Source organism: Modestobacter sp. SSW1-42, from assembly GCF_046635825.1.
GTDB lineage: Bacteria > Actinomycetota > Actinomycetes > Mycobacteriales > Geodermatophilaceae > Modestobacter.
Genome location: NZ_JBISCA010000001.1, coordinates 825644 through 842385, shown reverse-complemented (window position 1 = coordinate 842385; position 16742 = coordinate 825644). Strand labels below are relative to the sequence as shown.

Genomic DNA, 16742 nt, shown 5'->3' with positions numbered 1-16742 from the left:
TCACAGGGCGCCCTTGGTGGAGGGCACGTCGGTGACCCGCGGGTCGAGCGCGACGGCCGTGCGCAGCGCGCGGGCCAGCGCCTTGAACTGGCCCTCGACGATGTGGTGGGCGTCGCGGCCGGCGTAGAGCACCCGCACGTGCAGGCTGATCCTCGCGTTGAAGGCGAAGGACTCCAGCACGTGCTTGGTCAGCGACGTCGGGTAGTCCGGCCCGATCATCGGTGTCATGTTCTCGGGCTCGGCGTGCACGAAGTACGGCCGGCCGGACAGGTCGACGGCGGCCTGCACCAGCACCTCGTCCATCGGGATCGTGGCGTCGCCGTAGCGGGTGATGCCCCGCTTGTCGCCCAGCGCCTCGGCGAACGCCTGGCCCAGCGCGATCGCGACGTCCTCGACGGTGTGGTGGGCGTCGATGTGCAGGTCGCCGTCGGCGTGCACGGTCAGGTCGATGCCGCTGTGCTTGCTCAGCGCGGTGAGCATGTGGTCGTAGAACCCGACCCCGGTGGCGATGTCGGACGTCCCGGTGCCGTCGAGGTCGACCTCGACGACGAGGGTGGTCTCCTTGGTGGCCCGTTCGATGCGCGCAGTCCTGCTCATGGGCTCAGTCTCCCAGGCGGTGGCTCGGGGCCACCTCACCCAGGGCGGTGAGGAAGGCGTCGGTCTCCTCGGGCGTCCCGGCGGTCACCCGCAGCCAGCCGGGCAGGCCCACGTCGCGGACCAGGACGCCGTGGTCGAGCAGCGCCTGCCAGGCCGCGTGCGCGTCGGCGAAGTGCCCGAACAGCACGAAGTTGGCGTCGCTGGGGACGCTGGTGAGCCCCAGCGCCGGCAGCGCGGCGACGATCCGGTCGCGCTGGGCCTTGACCGCCTCGACGGTGGCCAGCAGCTCGTCGGTGTGCGCGAGCGCCGCCCGCGCGGCGGCCTGGGTGAGCGAGCTGAGGTGGTACGGCAGGCGCACCAGCTGCACCGCCTCGACCACCGCGGGGTCGGCGGCCAGGTAGCCCAGCCGGAGCCCGGCCATGCCGAAGGCCTTGCTCATCGTGCGGCTGACCACCAGCCGGGGACGCCCGGGCAGCAGCGACAGCGCCGAGACGGTGCCCGTGCGGGCGAACTCGGTGTAGGCCTCGTCGACGACGAGCACGCCGTCGGTCGCGTCGTAGAGCGCGGCGATCGTGTCCAGGTCGACGGCGGTGCCGGTCGGGTTGTTCGGGCTGGTCACGAAGACGACGTCGGGGCGCACCTCGCGCACCTGGGCCACGGCTGCCGCGACGTCGAGGGTGAAGTCGGCCCGCCGGTGCCCGTCGACCCAGGCGGTGCCCGTACCACCGGCGATGATCGGGTGCATCGAGTAGGACGGCGTGAAGCCCAGCGCCGTGCGGCCGGACCCGCCGAAGGTCTGCAGCAGCTGCTGCAGCACCTCGTTGGAGCCGTTGGCCGCCCACACCTGGTCGACGCCGACCTGCTCGCCGGTGGTGCGGGTCAGGTAGGTGGCCAGGTCGGTGCGCAGCGCCACCGCGTTGCGGTCGGGGTACCGGTTGAGCCCGCGCGAGGCCTCGGCCAGCGCGGCGCCCAGGTCGGCCAGCAGCCCCGCGGGCAGCGGGTAGGGGTTCTCGTTGGTGTTGAGCTGGTGCGCGACCGCCAGCTGGGGCGCCCCGTAGGCGGTCTTCCCCCGCAGCTCCGGGCGCAGCGGCAGCTCCTCGAGGCTGGTCACGACCGCTGCCGGACGCGCACCGCGGCCGCGTGGCCGGGCAGGTCCTCGGCGTTGGCCAGGGCGTCGATGTGCCCGGCGACCTCGGCGAGGGCCTGCTCGTCGTACTCGACCAGGTGGATGCCGCGCAGGAAGGTCTGCACGCTCAGCCCGCTGGAGTGCCGGGCGCAGCCACCGGTGGGCAGCACGTGGTTGGACCCGGCGATGTAGTCACCCAGCGACACCGGCGCCCATGGCCCGACGAAGACCGCACCTGCGTTGCGCACCCGCAGCGCCACCGCGCGGGGGTCGCGGGTCTGGATCTCCAGGTGCTCGGCGGCGTAGGCGTCGACCACGGCCAGCCCGGCGTCCAGGTCGTCGACCAGGACGATCCCGGACTGGGTGCCGTTGAGGGCGGTGGTGATCCGGTCGCTGTGCTTGGTGGCCGCGACCTGCCCGGGCACCAGCGCCAGCACGGCGTCGGCGAGCTCCTCGCTGGTGGTGACCAGCACCGCGCCGGCCAGCGGGTCGTGCTCGGCCTGGCTGATCAGGTCCGCGGCGACGTGCCCGGCGTCGGCGGTGTCGTCGGCGAGGACGGCGACCTCCGTGGGGCCGGCCTCGGAGTCGATGCCGATCAGGCCGCGCAGCAGCCGCTTGGCGGCGGTGACGTAGACGTTGCCCGGGCCGGTGACCAGGTCGACCGGGGCGCAGGCGCCCGCGCCGTAGCCGAAGACGGCGATGGCCTGCGCGCCGCCGACGGCGTAGACCTCGGTGACGCCCAGCAGCGCGCACGCCGCCAGGACGCCCGGGTCGGGCAGGCCGCCGTTGTCGCGCTGCGGGGGGCTGGCGACCGCGATGGACTCCACGCCCGCGATCTGCGCCGGGACGACGTTCATCACCACCGAGCTCAGCAGCGGGGCGAGCCCGCCGGGCACGTAGAGGCCCACCCGGCGGACCGGGACCCAGCGCTCGGTGACGGTGCCGCCGCGCACGACCTGGGTGGTGACGTCGGTGCGCCGCTGGTCGGCGTGCACGGTCCGCACCCGGCGGATCGCCTCCTCCAGCGCAGCCCGGACCGTGGGGTCGATGCCGGCCAGGGCCTCGTCGATGGCCGCCTGGGGCACGGCCATGTCGGGGACGTCGACGCGGTCCAGGCGCGCGGTGATCTCCCGGACCGCCTCGGCACCCCGCAGCCGCACGTCCTCGCAGATGGGCCGGACGGTGGCCAGCACCGCGTCGATGTCGGTACCGGCGCGCGGGAGCAGGTGGGCCAGCTCACGTGGTCCGGGCAGAGCGGACCCTCGCAGGTCGATGCGGGACAGCACGGGGCACCTCCGGGTACGAGCAGCAGAACGACCAAACGGTAGACGCCCGGTACGACGGCCCTGCTGCCCGTAGGCTCCCGGCGTGCGGGCGAGCGGGAACGACGAGGGTGCGGGCGGCCGGGAGGTCATCCCGCTCTTCCCCCTGGAGACCCCGCTGTTCCCCGGCGTCGTCCTGCCGCTGCAGATCTTCGAGCCGCGCTACCGCCAGCTCGTCGCCGACCTGGTCGCCCTCCCCGAGGGCGAGCCGCGCCGCTTCGGCGTGGTGGCGATCCGCCAGGGCTGGGAGGTCGAGCGGGTCGCGCCGGCCGAGGCCCTCTTCGACGTCGGCTGCACCGCGCTGGTGCGGGTCATCGCGCCGCAGACCGACGGCGGCTACCAACTGGTGGCCGTCGGCGGCGAGCGGTTCCGGCTGCTCGACGTCCTCGTGCCCGCAGGCAGCGGCGAGCCGCCCTACCTGCAGGCGCTGGTGGAGTGGCTGGACGAGGAGGAGGCGGCCGAGGAGGCCGCCGGGGACGCCGACGGGCTCACCGGCCCGGCCTCCGGTGCGGGGATCGTGCCCGAGGACGTGCTGAGCGAGGTCGCCCGCGGCTCGCTGGAGGTGCTGGCCGGCAACGTCCGCGACCTGTTCGCCCGGTACGTCGCCGACGTGGCCGTCCGCCAGTCCGGGGACGTCGGCGGGCTGCCGGAGGAGGTGCTGGAGGCGCTCACCTCCGACGAGCTGCTGGGCGACGACGAGGCGTCCGCGGAGCTCGGCGGCACGGCGGCGCTGCTGCGCGAGGTCGCCGACGACGCCCGCGGGCTGTCCTACCTGGTCGCCTCCGTGGCGCTGCTGACCACCGACGACCGGCAGGCGCTGCTGGCCGAGTCCGCCACCCGGCGCCGGCTGGCCCTGGAGTCCCGGCTGCTGCGCCGTGAGCTCACCCTGCTGCGCGCGCTGGGCGCCGTCCCGGTGCCGCTGCGGCAGTTCGCCACCCCGATGACCTCGAACTGACGCGCGGCGGTCAGCCGGCCGGCGGCGGGACCGGCGGGAGCGGGGGGCGGGGCGCGTCGTCGGGGCGGCCGAGGTCCTGGCGCGAGGTGTACGTGGCGGCGACCACGTAGACCAGCACCGCGAGGAACGGCCCGACCGCGAGGGCGGCCGTGGCGCGCAGCCCCAGCCCGGTGGTGACCGTGCGGCCGACCTCGGCCAGCTCGGCCTCGGTCGGTCCGCTGCCCAGCGAGGCTCCCAGCTGCCAGGCGACGATGCCGGCCGCCAGCATCCCGGTGGCCAGCGCGACCAGGACCAGCGCGCCGCGCCGGCTGCGCAGCCGCCACACCACCAGCCCGGCGAGCAGCCCGACCGCGCCCAGGACCAGCACGAAGACCCCGTCGTCGGCGGCGAACAGCTCGGAGTTCGGCAGCCCGCTGACCGGCACGACGTCGGTCTCGGTCACCCGGTAGTCCGCCCGCGGTGCCAGCCACAGCCACAGCGCACCGGCCGGCAGCCCGGACAGCGCGAGCACCAGCACGGTGACCAGCGCGGTGCGGAGGTCCTCCCGCATGCCCCGCAGCCCCGGGACGCCGTCCCGGCGGGCCTGCGCCCAGGGCGGCAGCGGGGGCCCCGGCTCGGCGGCCGCCCCGGCGCCGGGCTGCGGCAGCGGACCGGACGCCGGCGAGGGCTGCGGGCCGGCCGGGAGCCGCTCCGTGTCGGTCCCGGGCACGGGGGCCACCCCGTTCGCGGAGCCGGGTCGCGCCGGGAACGGGGGCAGCTGCCCGGCGGATCGGGGGTCGGTCACCGGCCCATTGTCGACACACCCGTCGGGCGGTCCCCTGGCAGGTCGGCCGGCCCCCGGTCCGGGCGCCCGCGCCGCGTGTGCGGAGGGCGCGCCGGACCGGGCCGCGGCGTCAGAGCAGGGCGACGCTGGTGGGGCCGAGCAGTGCCTTGATGTCGCCCATCAGCGCGGTGCTCGGGCGCACCCGCAGCCCCTGGTCGAGCCGCAGCACGGTCTCCCGCCCGCCGTTGAGCAGCTTGAGCTGCACCTCGGTGGTGCCCGGGTGGCTGCCCAGCACCTCGCGCAGCCGCTCCACCACCGGCGGCGTGCACCGGGCCGCCGGCAGGCTGACCAGGACCGGGCCGCGGGGGCCCTCGGTCAGCTCCGGGATGGTCACCTCGGCGGCGAACAGCGACGGGGTGTCGTCGCGGCGGCTGATCCGGCCCTTGACCACGATGATCTGGTCGCGGACGACCTTCTCCGACACCTCGGCCCAGGTCTTGGGGAAGAACAGCACCTCGATGCCGGCCTCGAGGTCCTCGAGCGTGGCGATCGCCCACGGCGCGCCCTGCTTGTTGGTGCGCGGCCCGACCGCGGTGAGGATGCCGGCGATGGTGACGTTGGCGCCGTCCTCCACCCCTCCGGAGATGATCTCGGCCAGCGCGGTGTCGGCGTGCGAGGTGAGCACGTGCTCGACGCCGTGCAGCGGGTGGTCGGAGACGTAGAGGCCGAGCATGTCGCGCTCGAAGACCAGCCGCTCGGACTTCGACCAGTCGGCGGTGGGGATCGGGATGTCGAGCGCGGCGCTCAGCGGGTCGCCCAGCTCGCCGCCGCCGTCCTCGCCGAAGCTGCCGAACAGGTCGAACTGCCCCTCGGCCTCCTTGCGCTTGAGGCTCATCGCGGAGTCGACGGCCTGGGCGTGGATCGCGGCGATGCCCTGGCGGGAGTGGCCCAGGGAGTCGAAGCCGCCGGCCTTGGCCAGGGACTCGATGACCTTCTTGTTGCAGGCCACCGTGTCGATCTTGCGCATGAAGTCGGCGAAGTCCTTGAACGCGCCCTTCTCCTCGCGCGCCCGGACGATCGAGTCGACGACGTTGTGCCCGACGTTGCGCACCGAGGCCAGGCCGAAGCGGATGTCGTTGCCCACGGCGGTGAAGTCCCAGGAGGACTCGTTGACGTCGGGCGGGAGGACCTTGATGCCCATCCGGCGGCACTCGGCCAGGTAGACCGGCCGGCGCTCCTTGTCATCGCCCACGCTGGTGAGCAACCCGGCCATGTACTCGGCCGGGTAGTTGGCCTTGAGGTAGGCCGTCCAGTAGGAGATCAGGCCGTAGGCCGCCGAGTGCGCCTTGTTGAAGGCGTAGTCGGCGAAGGGCACCAGGATGTCCCACAGCGTCTTGACCGCCGCGGCGGAGAAGCCGTTGGCCTTCATCCCGGCCTCGAAGCCGACGTACTCGGCGTCCAGGACCGACTTCTTCTTCTTGCCCATCGCGCGGCGCAGCAGGTCGGCCTTGCCGAGGGAGTACCCGGCGACCTTCTGCGCGATGGCCATGACCTGCTCCTGGTACACGATCAGGCCGTAGGTCTGCCCCAGGATCTCCGCCAGCGGCTCGGCCAGCTCCGGGTGGATCGGGGTGATCTCCTGCTGGCCGTTCTTGCGCAGCGCGTAGTTGGTGTGCGAGTTCGCACCCATCGGGCCGGGGCGGTACAGGGCGCCGACGGCGGAGATGTCCTCGAAGTTGTCCGGGCGCATCAGCCGCAGCAGCGACCGCATCGGGCCACCGTCGAACTGGAAGACGCCGAGGGTGTCGCCGCGGGAGAGCAGGGCGTAGGTGGCCGGGTCGGTGAGGTCCTTGCTGATCTCGTCGAGGTCGACCGGGTCCTTGCCGTTGATCACGATGTTGCGCAGCGCGTCGTCGAGGACGGTGAGGTTGCGCAGGCCCAGGAAGTCCATCTTGAGCAGGCCGAGCGTCTCGCAGGTCGGGTAGTCGAACTGCGTGATGATCGCGCCGTCGGCCTCGCGCCGCATGATCGGGATGCTGTCGATCAGCGGGTACCGGCCGATGATGACGCCGGCGGCGTGCACGCCCCACTGCCGCTTCAGGCCCTCGAGCTTGCGGGCCTGGTCGACGACCTCGGCCGCGCCCGGGTCGGACTCGTAGCGGGCCCGGAACTCCGCGGCCTCCTTGTAGCGGTCGTGCTTGGGGTCGAAGATCCCCGACAGCGGGATGTCCTTGCCCATCACGCCCGGCGGCATCAGCTTGGTCAGCTCGTCGCCGACGGAGTAGGGCCGGTCGAGCACCCGGGCGGCGTCCTTGATCGCGGCCTTGGCCTTGATCGTGCCGTAGGTGACGATCTGGCTGACCCGCTCCTCGCCGTACTTCTTCGACACGTACTGGATGACCTCGCCGCGGCGGCGGTCGTCGAAGTCGATGTCGACGTCGGGCATGGAGACGCGCTCGGGGTTGAGGAACCGCTCGAAGATCAGCCCGTGCGCCAGCGGGTCGAGGTCGGTGATGCCCATGGCGAAGGCAGCCAGGGAACCGGCGGCCGAACCACGGCCGGGCCCGACCCGGATGCCGTTGTCCTTGGCCCAGTTGATGAAGTCGGCGACCACGAGGAAGTACCCCGGGAAGCCCATCTGGGTGATGATCCCGACCTCGTAGTCGGCCTGCTTGCGCACGTGGTCCGGGATGCCGTTGGGGTAGCGCTTGTGCAGGCCGCGCTCGACCTCCTTGACGAACCACGAGGTCTCGTCCTCCCCCTCGGGCAGGGGGAAGCGGGGCATGAGGTCGGCGCCCTCGGTGAAGTGGACCTCGCACTGCTCGGCGACGACCAGGGTGTTGTCGCAGGCCTCGGGGAGGTCGCTGAACAGCGCGCGCATCTCGGCGGAGGACTTCAGGTAGTAGCCGTCGCCGTTGAACTTGAAGCGGTTGGGCTCGTTGAGCCGCGACCCGGTCTGGATGCACAGCAGCGCGTCGTGGGCCTGGGAGTCCTCACGGTGCGTGTAGTGCAGGTCGTTGGTGGCCAGCAGCGGGATGCCGAGGTCCTTGGCGATCTTCAGCAGGTCGGCCCGGGTGCGCTTCTCGATGCTCAGGCCGTGGTCCATCACCTCGGCGTAGAAGTTCTCCTTGCCGAAGATGTCCTGGAAGTCGGCGGCGGCCTGCCGGGCCTTGTCGTACTTGCCGGCGCGCAGCCACATGTTCACCTCGCCCGACGGGCAGCCGGTGGTGGCGATCAGGCCCTTGCCGTGCTTCTCCAGCAGGTCGCGGTCGAAGCGCGGCTTGCGGTACTGGCCCTCGAGGCTGGCCATCGAGGAGATGCGGAAGAGGTTGTGCATCCCCTCGGTGGTGCGCGCCAGCATCGTCATGTGCGTGTACGCGGCCTTGCCGCGGTTGGCCCCGCCGTCGCCCTCCTCGTCGATCAGCTTGTCGCCGAAGTCGAAGGGGGCGCGGTCGAAGCGCGAGCCGGGCGTGTAGTAGCCCTCCATGCCGATGATCGGCTTGACCCCGGCGGCGTTGGCCTGCTTGTAGAAGTCGTAGGCGCCGAAGACGTTGCCGTGGTCGGTCATCGCCAGCGCCGGCATGCCCTCGGCCGCCGCCGCCTTGGTGACCTCACCCAGCTTCGCCGCCCCGTCGAGCATCGAGTACTCGGTGTGCACGTGCAGGTGTGCGAACGAGTCGGACGACGGGGTGCTGCTCACGGTGCGGGGTGCTCCTCACGGTCGTGCGGCCGGCTGGCCACCGGCGGGTGGTCAGGGGCGGCAGTCGTTCTCAGGTGACCGGCGGGGAAGGCCGTTCGGTGCTGCTGCGCGGTGCCGGGCGCTGCGGGCGCGCGGTGCCCGGCGCCTGTCGATCCTCGCACCTCCGGAGGTCTACGCCGAGGGTCCGACAGAACGTGTCTCCGCGATCCGGACCACTCCGTCACACCCTGGCCGGGCGGTGCTGCGCACGGTCACCGCAGGGGCTTGCGCATCGTGACGTGGACGATGCCCGCCTCGACGTACTCCTCCCCCACGGCCGTGTACCCGGCGCGGTCGTAGAAGCCCCGGGCGCCGACCTGGGCGTGCAGCTCGACCACCTGCTGGCCCCGCGCAGCGGCCTCCTGCTCCAGGACGGCGAGCACGGCCGAGCCGTGCCCGCGGCCCCGCGCCGCCGCGTCGGCGGCCATCCGGCCCACGACCGCCGCACCCGGGCCGGCGGCGTCGGGCAGCAGCCGGCCGGTGGCGACCACCCGTCCGGCGTCGTCCCGGCTGAGGGCGTGGACGGCGGTCGCGTCGCGCTCGTCGAGCTCCAGCTCGGCGGGCACGCCCTGCTCGGCGACGAACACCCGCCGGCGCAGGGCCGAGACCTCGGCCCAGTCGGCGGGCGTGGCGAGGCGGGCGGCGGGGAGGCTCACGCCGGCCATTCTCGGACGGCGCCGACCGCACCCCGGACCGGGGTCAGCGGACCGGCACCACGGAGGCCGACGGCAGCGCCGAGGAGGGCACGAGCAGGAAGCGCAGGTCGATGGCGGCGTGCAGCAGCACCGGCAGCAGCAGCGACCCGGTGGACAGGTGGACGCCGGCCAGCAGCGATCCGAGCACGCCCGTGGTCAGCACCCCGGTGAGCCCCTGGTAGGCGTGCGCCAGCCCGAAGGCGACCCCGGCGACCAGCACGAGCGCGAGGGCGGGCAGCCCCGGGGCCAGGGCGGCGGCCACGGCGAGCAGGAACCCGCGGTACAGCCACTCCTCGCACACGCCGGCCGTGACCCCCACCAGCGCGAACAGCCGTCGCTCGCTGCGGCTGCGCGGCAACAGGGCGAGCGCGGCGTGCCCGGGGGGCTCGGCGTGCCGGGCGTCGCCGGGCCGGGTGCGGCGCAGCACCTCCGGCGGCGGACCGGCCAGCGCCCCCGAGCGCAGCGCCCGCACCGACAGCACCGACAGCACCAGCAGGGCGACGACGACCAGCAGGGCGACCGGCCCCGGCACGCTCGGCAGGCGCAGGCCCACCTCGGCGGCACCGACGCCCGGCGCGGCCAGCCAGACCACCAGCGTCACCGCCGCCAACCCCCACTCGAGCACCAGCAGCCGCTGGTAGAACGACCGCCGGGCGGCCGGGTCGGAGCGCAGCCGCCCCTCGAACCGGCGGTGCAGGACGTACCCGACGAAGGGCTCCCCGACGACCAGGTAGACGGCGATGATCGCCGCGGCCAGCTGCGCCGGACCGAAGGCGGCGAAGGAGGTGAGGTCGGGGCCGGTCACGAGGAGCGCGGCTCAGTTCTCGGCGCGCAGCACGGCCAGGGCTCCGGCCAGGTCGGCCGGGTACTCGCTGGTGAACTCCATCCAGCGCCCGTCGGCCGGGTGGGCGAAACCGAGCCGGACGGCGTGCAGCCACTGCCGGGTCATGCCCAGCCGGGCCGCCAGCGCCGGGTCGGCGCCGTAGGTCGTGTCACCGACGCAGGGGTGGCGGAGCGCGGAGAAGTGGACGCGGATCTGGTGGGTGCGCCCGGTCTCGAGGTGGATGTCGACCAGGCTGGCCGCCGGGAAGGCCTCGATGACCTCGTAGTGGGTGACCGACGGGCGGCCACCGCTGACGACGGCGAAGCGCCAGTCGTGCTTGGGGTGCCGGTCGATGGGGGCGTCGATGGTGCCCTTGGACGGGTCGGGGTGGCCCTGCACCAGCGCGTGGTAGCCCTTGTCGACGGTGCGCTCCTTGAACGCGGCCTTGAGCAGCGTGTAGGCCCGCTCGCTCTTGGCGACCACCATCAGCCCGGTGGTGGCGGCGTCCAGCCGGTGCACGATGCCCTGCCGCTCGGCCGCGCCGCTGGTGGAGATCCGGTAGCCGGCCGCGGCCAGCCCGCCGGTGACGGTGGGACCGGTCCAGCCCGGGCTGCCGTGCGCGGCCACGCCGACCGGCTTGTCGATCACGACCACGTCGTCGTCGTCGTACACGACGGTCATCCCGGCCACCGGCTGCGGCGCCACGGGCTCGCCCGGGGGCGGGGGCAGCTCGACCTCCAGCCAGCTGCCGCCGGTCAGCCGGTCGCCCTTGCCGCGCTGCTTCCCGTCGACCACCACGGCGCCGGCGTCGGCCAGGTCGGCGGCGACCCCGCGGCTGATGCCGAACATCCGGGCCAGCGCCTGGTCGACCCGCTGGCCCTCGAGGCCGTCGGGCACCGGTACCGAACGCAGCTCACCGCGCCGTCCGCCGGTGGACGGCCCGTCGGGAGGAGTCGGGCCGGGACTGCTGGTCACCGGTCCATTGTGGCCCCTCCGCAGGGACCCGCCACGAGCTCGCGAGTGGTGAGGGGCAGAGGGGTCCTCCATCAGCCGGCGGGGGTCCCGGCGTCGCCGTCGGCGTCCCGGGCGGCCTTCGCGGCCTTCGCGGCTTCCTTGTCCTTGGCGCGGCTGCCGTCGAACTCGATGCCGCGGAAGGCGAGCAGGGCACCCAGCACGCCGCCGCAGACGATCGCCGAGTCGGCGACGTTGAAGATGGGGTAGTGCTCGCCGTCGGGACCGAAGACCGAGATCCAGTCGACGACGCCGCCGCGCAGGAAGCCGGGGTCCCGGAACAGCCGGTCGACCAGGTTGCCCACCGCGCCGCCGAGGACCAGCGCCAGCGCGACCGCCCAGCCGGTGGAGAACAGCCGCCGGGCGCTGCGCACGATGACGACCGCCACGACCAGCGCGATCAGGGTGAAGACCACGGTCGCGCCCTCGGCGAAGGCGAAGGCCGCGCCGGTGTTGCGCGCCTGGGTCAGGTAGACCGCCCCGCCCAGGGTGCGGATGTTCTCGCCCCGGTCGATGGTGGCTACGACCAGCAGCTTGGTGGCCAGGTCGAGGGCGAACACGACCAGCGCCAGGCCCAGCAGCAGCCGGGCCCGCGGGCGGCGCGGCGGCGCGGGGGTCGCGCCGGCACCGTCGCCGGACGGCGGGGTCGCCTGCCCGGGGGTGGGGTGGGACTGCTCGGACACCGTGCCGTCCTCCTGTCCGCGACCCGGGCGGCCACGTCGGCGACGACGATAGCGGCGGGCCCTCGGGGAGCCGTCTGCCACGCTGGGGTCCCATCGCGCGGCCGTGCTGCGGGCGGGCCGGCCGCAGGGCACCCTCGGCAGCGCCCCCTGTGAGGCACGTCATGCCCTCAGATCGGGGAGACTGCCCGGTCGGGGGCGTGCACGCCCCGGACGCGGACGACGATGGGACGGGACCACACTCGATGCACGGAGGCAGATCGTGACCAGCGACGCTCAGAACCCCGACGTCGTCCTCGTCGGCGGCGGCATCATGAGCGCCACGCTCACCGCCCTGCTCGGCATCGTCGCCCCGGACTGGACCGTGCAGGTCTTCGAGTCCGGCGCCGAGGTGGCCGGGGAGAGCTCCGGCCCGTGGAACAACGCCGGCACCGGGCACTCGGCGCTGTGCGAGCTCAACTACACCCCGGCCCGCCCCGACGGCACCGTCGACCCGGCCAAGGCCGTGGGCATCAACGAGCAGTTCCAGGTCTCGCGGCAGTTCTGGTCGCACCTGGTGCGCAGCGGCCTCACCGACTCGCCCAAGTCGTTCATCACCTCGGTGCCGCACATCAGCTTCGTCACCGGTGAGGACGGCCACCGGTACATGCGCAACCGGTACGACGCGCTCGCCCCGCAGCCGCTGTTCGCCGGCCTGGAGTACACCGACTCCCCCGGCGAGCTGACCGACTGGGTCCCGCTGATGATGGAGCGCCGCGACCCCACCGAGGCCGTCGCCGCGACCCGCTCGCTGGCCGGTACCGACGTCAACTTCGGTGCGCTGACCGGTCTGCTCATCGACGCGGCCGTGGCCCGCGGCGTGCAGTTGCACCTGCGGCACCGGGTCGCCAAGGTGCGCCGGGAGACCGACGGCCGGTGGGCGACCACCGTCACCGACCTGGACTCCGGCGCCAAGCGGACCGTGCGCAGCCGGTTCCTGTTCGTCGGGGCCGGCGGCGGCGCGCTGCCGCTGCTGCAGGGCTCCGGCATCCCCGAGATCCGCCGGTTCGGCGGCTTCCCGGTCAGCGGCCAGTTCCTGCGCAGCCGCAACCCCGAGCTGGTCGCCCGCCACCAGGCCAAGGTCTACGGCCAGGCCAAGGTCGGTGCGCCCCCGATGTCGGTGCCGCACCTGGACCTGCGGCTGATCGACGGCGAGCAGTCGCTGCTGTTCGGGCCCTACGCCGGCTTCTCCCCCAAGTTCCTCAAGTCCGGGTCGATGTGGGACCTGCCGCGCTCGGTGCGCGGCGGCAACCTCGGCTCGATGCTGGGTGCGGGCATCGCCAACATCCCGCTGACGAAGTACCTCATCGGCCAGGTGCTGCAGTCGACCAGCTCGCGGTTCCGCGCGCTGGAGGAGTTCGTGCCCACCGCCGAGTCCGGCGACTGGGAGCTCATCACCGCCGGCCAGCGGGTCCAGGTCATCAAGCAGGACCCGAACACCGGCCGCGGCGTCCTGCAGTTCGGCACCGAGCTGATCGTCGGCGCCGACGGCACGATCGCCGGCCTGCTGGGCGCCTCCCCCGGCGCCTCGACGGCGACCGCGGCGATGCTCACGCTGCTCGAGCGGGCCTTCCCCGACCGGATCGACGGCTGGCGCCCGCTGCTGCAGGAGGCCATCCCCTCCTACGGCCACAAGCTCTCGGAGGACCCCGAGCTGCTCGCCGAGGTCCGCGCCGACACCACGAAGACCCTCGAGCTCCGGGGCTGAGCGGAGGGACGGCCACCCTGGCGACCGCCCGGCCGGGACGCGCCGCGGCTCGCCGGTCGCCCGGGTGGCTGGACCCCGGCCCTCCTGCCGCGTGCCCGCCGCGAGCCGGCGGGCACGCGGGTCCTTCGTCAGTCGGTCTCCGACGGCAGACCGTCCTCACCGCGCCAGGTGGCGAGCCGGCCGCCCCGGCTGACCGCGCGCAGCCGGCGCTCGGCCTCCAGCCGGGAGCCGCGGGCGGTGACCAGCAGCGCCTGGTCCCCGCGCATCAGCCGGGTGGAGCGGTCGGGCACGAACGGCTGCCCGCCGCGGACGACGAGCACCACCGAGGCGTTCTCCGGCAGCCGCAGCTCGGGCAGGTAGACGCCGTGCAGCCGGGAGGTCTCCGGCACCGTCAGCTGCATCAGCTCCGCGCCCAGCTCGTCCAGCGGCGCGGACTCCACGTCGATGTCGCTGGGCGTCACCGGGGTGGCGATCCGCAGCCACCGGGCGACGGTGGGCAGCGACCACCCCTGCACCAGGGTGAACACGACGACGAGCACGAACACCGTGTCGAACACCCGGGTCGCGCCGGGCACCTGGGCGGCGATCGGGAAGGTCGCCAGCACGATCGGGACGGCGCCGCGCAGGCCCGCCCACGAGACGAAGAGCTGCTGGGAGACCGGCATCCGGAACGGCGCCAGGCTCGCCGCGACGGACAGCGGCCGCGCCACCAGCAGCAGCGCCCCGCCGATGAGCAGCGCGGGCAGCAGCGCCCCGGGCAGCCGGGACGGCGAGACCAGCAGCCCGAGCAGCACGAACAGCCCGATCTGGGCGAGGCTGGCCATGCCCTCGGCGAAGCCGATCGTGCCGGCCCGGTGCGGCAGCGCCGAGTTGCCCAGCACCAGCCCGCACAGGTAGACCGCCACGAAGCCCGAGGTGTGGGCCAGGTCGGCGGAGGAGAACGCGAGCACGCACAGCGCCAGGGTGGCCAGCGGGTAGAAGCCGGCCAGCGGCAGCGCGGCCCGGCGCAGCAGCCACGCCCCGCCGAAGCCGATCCCCACCCCGAGCAGCGCCCCGCCGGTCAGCTCGCCCAGCACCTCGGCCAGCACCAGGTACCAGGGGTGGGCGTGCCCGCCGGTGAGCTGTTCCGACAGCGCCAGCACGAGCAGGATCACCGGCGCGTCGTTCAGCCCGGACTCCAGCTCCAGGGCGGCCACCATCCGCCGGGGCAGCGGCAGCCGGCGCAGCGTGGAGAACACCGCGGCCGCGTCGGTGGAGGACACCACGGCACCCAGCAGCAGCGCGACGGGCCAGCTGAGGTCCAGCAGCCAGACCGCGACGGCGGCGACGACGGCCACGCTGACCACCACGCCGACCGTCGACAGCGCGATGCCCGGGCCCACCGCCCGGCGGACGTCGGACCAGCGGGTGGTCAGCCCGCCCTCGGCCAGGATGACCACCAGGGCGGCCACGCCGAGCGTCTGGGTGAGGGCGACGTCCTCGAACTCGACGCCCGCCCCGCTCTCGCCCAGGGCCACCCCCAGGGCGAGGTAGAGCAGCAGCGAGGGCAGGCCGATCCGGTCGGCCAGGCGCAGCGCGACGGCGGCGACGAGGACGACCAGCGCCCCGACGGCGAGGGCGGCGGTGACCGTGGTGTTCATCGCCGCGCGCCCATGGGCGCAGTCTCCCGTACCCGGGTCGCCGGCAGGTCAGGGCGGCGGGCCCGGCCGGCCGGCGGCCTCCGCCGCGAGCCGGGTGACGCCCAGCAGACACACGTCGTCGTCCCGGACGCGGTCGCCGAGGCAACCGGTCACCGCCCGGTCCACCAGGTCCGCCGCCGGGAGGTCCGCCTCCCGCCGGTCCGCCGTGCGGCCCCCGGCGACGACCGCGCACAGCCGTGCCTCGCCGGCGTCCAGGGACTCGCCGCGTCGCTCGACCAGACCGTCGGTGTACAGGAGCAGCGAGTCGCGCTCACCGAGCTGGACGGTCCGGGTGCGGTACTGGACGTCGGGGCGGACCCCGAGCATCAGGCCAGCGGTCAGGTCGAGCACCTGGACCGTGCCGTCGGCCCGGCGGAGCAACGGACCGGGATGCCCGGCGACGGCGTACTCGAGCACACCCGTCCTCAGGTCGAGGAAGGCGACGACGGCGGTCGCCATCGCCGTCGACGACGGATCGACCAACAGCCGGTTCAGGCCGGCCAGCACCTGCCCGGGCGTCAAGCCCTCGCAGACGGCCGCACGCACGGCACCCCCGGCCCGGGCCATGACGCCGACGGCGGTCAGCCCGTGGCCGGCGATGTCGCCCACGGTCAGCGCCAACCGGCCGTCGGGGGCCAGTGCCGCGTCGAACCAGTCGCCGCCGAGGTGGACCTCCCGCGAGGCGGCGAGGTACCGGGCCGCCAGCTGCACCCCGGGTACCGCCGGCAGCGGCGGCAGCAGACTGGTCTGCAGCTCGTGCAGGGCCTCCTGCTGGCGGGCCAGGGTCTGGGCCAGCTGCTCCTGCAACCGCTGCACCTCGGTGACGTCCCGGGCCACCGCGGCCACACCGAGCGTCGACCCGTTCGGCAGGCGCACCGGGAAGAACGACTCGAGCCAGGTGCGCCGGACACCGGGGTCAGCGGGGGTGGTGCCGGTGATCTCCACGTCCCGCAGCGGCTCTCCTGTCTCGACGACCCGGCGCAGCAGGGGCTCGGCGCTCTGCCGGAGCCCGGGCAACAGGTCGAACACGGCCGTGCCCTCGTGCTCGGCCACGGTGAACCCGTTCATCGCCGCGAGCTCGCGGTTGACCCGCACGAACCGCAGCTGCGGGTCGATGAAGGCGAAGCCGACGGGTGCGTCCTCGAGCAGCGCCGCGACGATGGCCGCGTCGGACTCCAGCAGACGCCTCGACCGCTCCTCGTGGCCGAGGTCGACGACCACGGCGACCCACCGGTGCGCATCCCGGCCGGTCGGTGCCACCGCCACCAGGACCGGCACCCGCGTCCCGTCGGGCCGCGAGAGGTCCCCGGTCACGAGTGAGCCGCCCTCCCGGCCCGGCTGCCGGAGCCCGTCCCCCTCCCGCCCGGCGTGCTCGGCGGGTGTGACCACCGGCCAGGGGATGCCCTCGGTCACGGCGGCCCCGTCCCGACCGATGATCCGCAGCATCTCCCGGTTGGCCGACGTGATGAGGTCGTCCTCGCCCGCGGCGATGCCCACCACGTCGGCGTCACACAAGGCGCGCAGCCGAGCCGCGTCGTCCACGACCAGGTGGTCCTCCGGACGGGCGACGTGCATGCGCGCATGATGGCCGACCGGGCACCGCCC

General features: G+C 74.2%; 13 protein-coding genes. 2 read left to right on the top strand and 11 right to left on the bottom strand.

Features of this window, described 5'->3' with window-relative positions:
* The 3 genes from hisB to hisD are packed head-to-tail and all read right to left on the bottom strand — an operon-like array spanning position 1 to position 3009.
* Positions 1 to 597: an imidazoleglycerol-phosphate dehydratase HisB gene (gene hisB, locus ACGBYP_RS04135; protein WP_411581990.1), complete on the bottom strand. Its 597-nt coding sequence runs from the start codon at positions 595 to 597 to the stop codon at positions 1 to 3.
* Positions 598 to 601: 4 nt separating this feature from the next.
* Positions 602 to 1708, bottom strand: a complete 1107-nt coding sequence (locus ACGBYP_RS04130) for a histidinol-phosphate transaminase (RefSeq protein ID WP_411581989.1) — start codon at positions 1706 to 1708, stop codon at positions 602 to 604.
* Positions 1705 to 3009 carry a histidinol dehydrogenase gene (hisD, locus tag ACGBYP_RS04125; protein ID WP_411581988.1) on the bottom strand — a complete coding sequence of 435 codons (1305 nt, stop codon included), beginning with the start codon at positions 3007 to 3009 and terminating at the stop codon, positions 1705 to 1707. The genes ACGBYP_RS04130 and hisD overlap by 4 nt, the downstream gene beginning before the upstream one ends.
* An 82-nt stretch (positions 3010 to 3091) precedes the next feature.
* Here hisD and ACGBYP_RS04120 point away from each other — a divergent pair, with 82 nt between their 5' ends.
* On the top strand, positions 3092 to 4000 hold the full coding sequence (locus tag ACGBYP_RS04120; protein ID WP_411581987.1) for an LON peptidase substrate-binding domain-containing protein: 909 nt from the start codon (positions 3092 to 3094) through the stop codon (positions 3998 to 4000).
* Between the two features lie 10 nt (positions 4001 to 4010).
* Here the strand turns inward: ACGBYP_RS04120 and ACGBYP_RS04115 are convergent, their stop codons facing one another.
* The 6 genes from ACGBYP_RS04115 to lspA form a co-directional block, all read right to left on the bottom strand.
* Positions 4011 to 4784 carry a DUF2567 domain-containing protein gene (locus ACGBYP_RS04115; RefSeq protein WP_411581986.1) on the bottom strand — a complete coding sequence of 258 codons (774 nt, stop codon included), beginning with the start codon at positions 4782 to 4784 and terminating at the stop codon, positions 4011 to 4013.
* A gap of 109 nt (positions 4785 to 4893) precedes the next feature.
* On the bottom strand, positions 4894 to 8463 hold the full coding sequence (gene dnaE / locus ACGBYP_RS04110) for a DNA polymerase III subunit alpha (RefSeq protein ID WP_411581985.1): 3570 nt from the start codon (positions 8461 to 8463) through the stop codon (positions 4894 to 4896).
* A 251-nt stretch (positions 8464 to 8714) separates the two neighbouring features.
* Complete coding sequence (locus ACGBYP_RS04105) at positions 8715 to 9158, bottom strand: GNAT family N-acetyltransferase (protein WP_411581984.1); 444 nt, start codon at positions 9156 to 9158, stop codon at positions 8715 to 8717.
* Between the two features lie 43 nt (positions 9159 to 9201).
* The gene (locus ACGBYP_RS04100) at positions 9202 to 10002 is read right to left on the bottom strand and encodes a CPBP family intramembrane glutamic endopeptidase (RefSeq protein WP_411581983.1); all 801 of its coding nucleotides are present in this window, start codon (positions 10000 to 10002) and stop codon (positions 9202 to 9204) included.
* Between the two features lie 12 nt (positions 10003 to 10014).
* The gene (locus ACGBYP_RS04095) at positions 10015 to 10995 is read right to left on the bottom strand and encodes an RluA family pseudouridine synthase (protein ID WP_411581982.1); all 981 of its coding nucleotides are present in this window, start codon (positions 10993 to 10995) and stop codon (positions 10015 to 10017) included.
* Between the two features lie 71 nt (positions 10996 to 11066).
* Positions 11067 to 11714, bottom strand: coding sequence for a signal peptidase II (gene lspA, locus ACGBYP_RS04090; protein ID WP_411581981.1), 648 nt, complete (start codon positions 11712 to 11714; stop codon positions 11067 to 11069).
* A 259-nt stretch (positions 11715 to 11973) separates the two neighbouring features.
* On the opposite strand from lspA, the gene mqo reads away from it, so the two are divergent.
* Positions 11974 to 13458, top strand: coding sequence for a malate dehydrogenase (quinone) (mqo, locus tag ACGBYP_RS04085; RefSeq protein WP_411581980.1), 1485 nt, complete (start codon positions 11974 to 11976; stop codon positions 13456 to 13458).
* A gap of 128 nt (positions 13459 to 13586) precedes the next feature.
* Here the strand turns inward: mqo and ACGBYP_RS04080 are convergent, their stop codons facing one another.
* On the bottom strand, positions 13587 to 15098 hold the full coding sequence (locus tag ACGBYP_RS04080) for a potassium/proton antiporter (protein WP_411581979.1): 1512 nt from the start codon (positions 15096 to 15098) through the stop codon (positions 13587 to 13589).
* 48 nt (positions 15099 to 15146) lie between these two features.
* Positions 15147 to 16712, bottom strand: a complete 1566-nt coding sequence (locus tag ACGBYP_RS04075; protein ID WP_411581978.1) for a PP2C family protein-serine/threonine phosphatase — start codon at positions 16710 to 16712, stop codon at positions 15147 to 15149.
* Between the last annotated feature and the right edge of the window lie 30 nt (positions 16713 to 16742).

Excerpts from the sequence above, each read along its gene's own strand:
- hisB (WP_411581990.1), bottom strand. The coding sequence starts at position 597 with ATGAGCAGGACTGCGCGCATCGAACGGGCCACCAAGGAGACCACCCTC.
- ACGBYP_RS04080 (WP_411581979.1), bottom strand. The coding sequence starts at position 15,098 with ATGAACACCACGGTCACCGCCGCCCTCGCCGTCGGGGCGCTGGTCGTC.
- ACGBYP_RS04075 (WP_411581978.1), bottom strand. The coding sequence starts at position 16,712 with ATGCACGTCGCCCGTCCGGAGGACCACCTGGTCGTGGACGACGCGGCT.